This window comes from Streptomyces sp. LS1784 (assembly GCF_020103755.1).
GTDB lineage: Bacteria > Actinomycetota > Actinomycetes > Streptomycetales > Streptomycetaceae > Kitasatospora.
In genome coordinates this window covers 1-3705 of record NZ_JAHSQD010000711.1, presented here as the reverse complement: position 1 = coordinate 3705, position 3705 = coordinate 1, and the positions used below count along the sequence as shown (strand labels likewise).

At 71.1% G+C, this 3705-nt stretch carries 2 protein-coding genes and 2 pseudogenes; all 4 read left to right on the top strand.

The annotated features are described in order from the left end of the window. Window positions 1-594 (top strand): annotated as a pseudogene (locus KS423_RS41050) (hypothetical protein); the annotation flags it as partial. A gap of 261 nt (window positions 595-855) precedes the next feature. Next, window positions 856-1971 carry an alanine dehydrogenase gene (gene ald, locus KS423_RS41045; protein WP_224284826.1) on the top strand — a complete coding sequence of 372 codons (1116 nt, stop codon included), beginning with the start codon at window positions 856-858 and terminating at the stop codon, window positions 1969-1971. Between the two features lie 425 nt (window positions 1972-2396). After that, complete coding sequence (locus tag KS423_RS41040; protein WP_369808367.1) at window positions 2397-3464, top strand: ParA family protein; 1068 nt, start codon at window positions 2397-2399, stop codon at window positions 3462-3464. Window positions 3465-3505: 41 nt separating this feature from the next. Further along, window positions 3506-3705, top strand: a pseudogene (locus KS423_RS41035) (hypothetical protein); the annotation flags it as partial.

The window sequence follows — 3705 nt, the reverse complement described above, 5'->3', positions numbered from 1 at the left end:
CTCGGTGCGGTGGCCGACGCGATCGGCCAGGGCGACCTGGACGGCTCGGCCGGGCGGCTGGTCACCGCGCTGCTGCGGGCGCTGCCGCTGACCGGAGCCGCCGCCCCCACCGACCTCTACCGGCTGCACGAGCTGGTGCTCACCGTCGCCGAGCGCAACGGCCGGCCCCGCCGGGCCTCGGCCGCACTGCTCAACCTGGGCGACCTCCAGGCCTCGGCGGGTCGCTGGGAGCCGGCCGCCGCCCACTACCGGGCCGCCCTGGAGCACGCCCGGACGGCCGACGACGAACCGCTCTGCGCCCGGGCCCTGGAGAGCGCCGCCAACTGTCACCGTGCGCTCGGCGACGCGGTGCGGGCCGCCGACTGGTACGGGCGTGCGCTCGGCCTGCGGCAGGCGCTCGGGGACCACGCGGCCGAGGCTCGGCTGCTCGCCCGGGTGGCCGAGGCGCACACCGCGCAGCGCCGCTTCGACGAGGCCGACCGGGAGTACCGGGCCGCACTCGCGGTGCTGCGCCGACTGGGCGACGAACGGGGCCGGGAGGCCGTCGGGGCCGCACTCGCGGACCTGCGGGAACGCGTCGACGCCGGGTGGTGACGGGCGTTTCGGAGGTATTGTCGAAGATGCCCGGTTGCGAGGTCTTTGGTAGGTAAGTCGCAGGGGAAGCCTACGAACCTGCCAATGCGTGCGGGAAAATTATTCACTTTGGAAGGCTGACACGCCGACTGGGCTTCATTACACTCGGACTCAGTCGCGCAGCGATCCCCGCCCCGGGCTGTCCCGGAGGCTTCCCCACGTGCGCGTCGCCCACCGGTCTTCTCCGGTCGGGACCCCCATGGCAAGAGGACGTGTTTAGCCGTGAAGGTCGGCATCCCCCGCGAGGTCAAGAACCACGAGTACCGCGTGGCCATCACGCCCGCCGGCGTGCATGAGCTGGTCCGCAACGGACACGAGGTCTACATCGAGGACAACGCCGGTGTCGGCTCCTCGATCCCGAACGAGGAGTACGTGGCCGCCGGCGCCACCATCCTCGACACCGCCGACGAGGTGTGGGCCACCGCCGACCTGCTGCTGAAGGTCAAGGAGCCCATCGCCTCGGAGTACCACCGGCTGCGCAAGGGCCAGACCCTTTTCACGTACCTGCACCTGGCGGCCGACCGGGCCGGTACCGACGCGCTGATCGCCTCGGGCACCACCGCCATCGCGTACGAGACCGTGCAGCTGTCGAACGGCGCGCTGCCGCTGCTTGCCCCGATGTCCGAGGTCGCGGGCCGTCTGGCCCCGCAGGTCGGCTCGTACCACCTGATGCGCCCGGCCGGCGGCCGCGGCACCCTGCCGGGCGGCGTGCCCGGCACCCACCCGGCCAAGGCCGTCGTCATCGGCGGTGGCGTCTCCGGCTGGCACGCGGCCACCATCGCCGTCGGCATGGGTTACGAGGTGACCCTGCTGGACCGCGACATCAACAAGCTGCGCGAGGCCGACCGCATCTTCGGCACCAAGGTCAAGACCATCGTGTCGAACGCCTTCGAGCTGGAGAAGGCCGTCGTGGAGGCCGACCTGGTCGTCGGTGCCGTGCTGATCCCGGGCGCCAAGGCCCCGAAGCTGGTCACCAACGAGCTGGTCTCCCGCATGAAGCCGGGCTCCGTGCTGGTCGACATCGCCATCGACCAGGGCGGCTGCTTCGAGGACTCGCACGCCACCACGCACGACGACCCGACCTTCAAGGTCCACAACTCGGTCTTCTACTGCGTGGCCAACATGCCGGGCGCCGTCCCGAACACCTCCACCTACGCGCTGACCAACGCCACCCTGCCGTACGTGCTGGAGCTGGCGAACCGCGGGTGGAAGGAGGCGCTGCGCCGCGACGCCGCGCTCGCCAAGGGCCTGAACGTGCACGAGGGCCAGATCACCTTCCCGGCCGTGGCCGAGGCCTTCGGCCTGGAGTCGGTCTCCCTGGAGAACGTGCTCGCCTGAACCCCCTGACCGCCCGGCGGTCGTTCGCCCTCGACCCGATCCCTTCGGGTCGGGGGCTTCGCCGTGCCCGTGAACAGCGGGTTGACCGGGTAGGTCGCTCTGTCGTCAATATTTGTCGGTCATGTCACCCGCCCGCAGAAACGTTGGGGCCGGTGACCCTCCCATCCCTTGACAGCAGCCCGCTCGATAGTCGACACATCCTGCCCACTACCGTGGATTGTGTTGCTGCGAACGCCTTGAACGGCCTAGAGTCGCAAACCGTCGGCATGCTGCCACGCTGACGAATCGACATAGAGTCCTGGATGCCCAAGGAGGTAAGACGACTTGTGAATGAGTCGACAATTGCTCCCGGGGGTGGTCAGCCAGGACTGGCGGAGCTCACCGCCGGCCAGCCGAGTGAGGAGCCCGGGGCCCGGCAGCCCTCCGTGGGCTCGGCCGAGGTCGGCTCGGTCGCACTCCGTACTTTCGAAGCACGCCAGAACACAGCACAGGTGACCACGGTGACCGATCACGACGCCGACTTGGCGGCCTACGGCCTGGCCTACGGCGAGTTCGCCTACGGCGCCTACGACGACCCGGACGCCGAGTACGAGCCGGACCCGGAGTACGCCGCCACGCTGGCCCCCGACGCCGCGCGCCAGCGCCGCGAGCGGGTCGGCCCGACCGGCCGTCCGCTGCCGTACTTCCCGATCCCCGCGCCGGTCGCCGAGCACGGCCCCGCCCAGATCATCGCCATGTGCAACCAGAAGGGCGGCGTCGGCAAGACCACGTCGACCATCAACCTGGGTGCGGCGCTGGCCGAGTACGGCCGCCGGGTGCTGCTCGTCGACTTCGACCCGCAGGGCGCGCTCTCGGTCGGCCTCGGTGTCAACCCGATGGAGCTCGACGTCACCGTCTACAACCTGCTCATGGAGCGGGGCCTGACGGCCGATGAAGTGCTGCTGAAGACCGCGGTCCCGGGGATGGACCTGCTGCCGTCCAACATCGACCTCTCCGCCGCCGAGGTGCAGCTGGTCAGCGAGGTGGCCCGGGAGTCCGCGCTGGCGCGCGCCCTGAAGCCGCTGCTGCCCGACTACGACTACGTCATCATCGACTGCCAGCCCTCGCTGGGCCTGCTGACGGTCAATGCGCTGACGGCCGCTCACAGCGTGATCGTCCCGCTCGAGTGCGAGTTCTTCGCGCTGCGCGGTGTGGCGCTGCTGACCGAGACCATCGAGAAGGTGTGCGAGCGGCTCAACCCCGACCTGCGCCTGGACGGCATCCTGGCCACCATGTACGACTCGCGCACCGTGCACAGCCGCGAGGTGCTGGCGCGCGTCGTCGAGGCGTTCGGCGAGCACGTCTTCCACACCGTCATCGGGCGGACCGTGCGCTTCCCGGAGACCACCGTCGCCGGCGAGCCCATCACGACGTACGCGACCAACTCGGTCGGTGCCGCCGCCTACCGCCAGCTCGCCAGGGAGGTGCTCGACCGGTGCCGCCCCGCCGAGTGAGTCTCCCGGGTGCCGACGAGCTGTTCCGGACCACGGGAGGGATGGCGCTGTCGCCCTCCCTCGCACCGCGTCCGGCCGCCGAGGCACCCAGACCGGAGACCGCGCGGACCGTCAACGGACAACCGGACGGTGCCGAGGGCGCCGAGTCCGGCCAGGGCGCCCAGGACGACCGGCGGGTGACGCCGGAGCAGCAGACGGCCGCCACGGTGCCGGCGCCCGCGCAGCGGCCCGGCACGGCCCC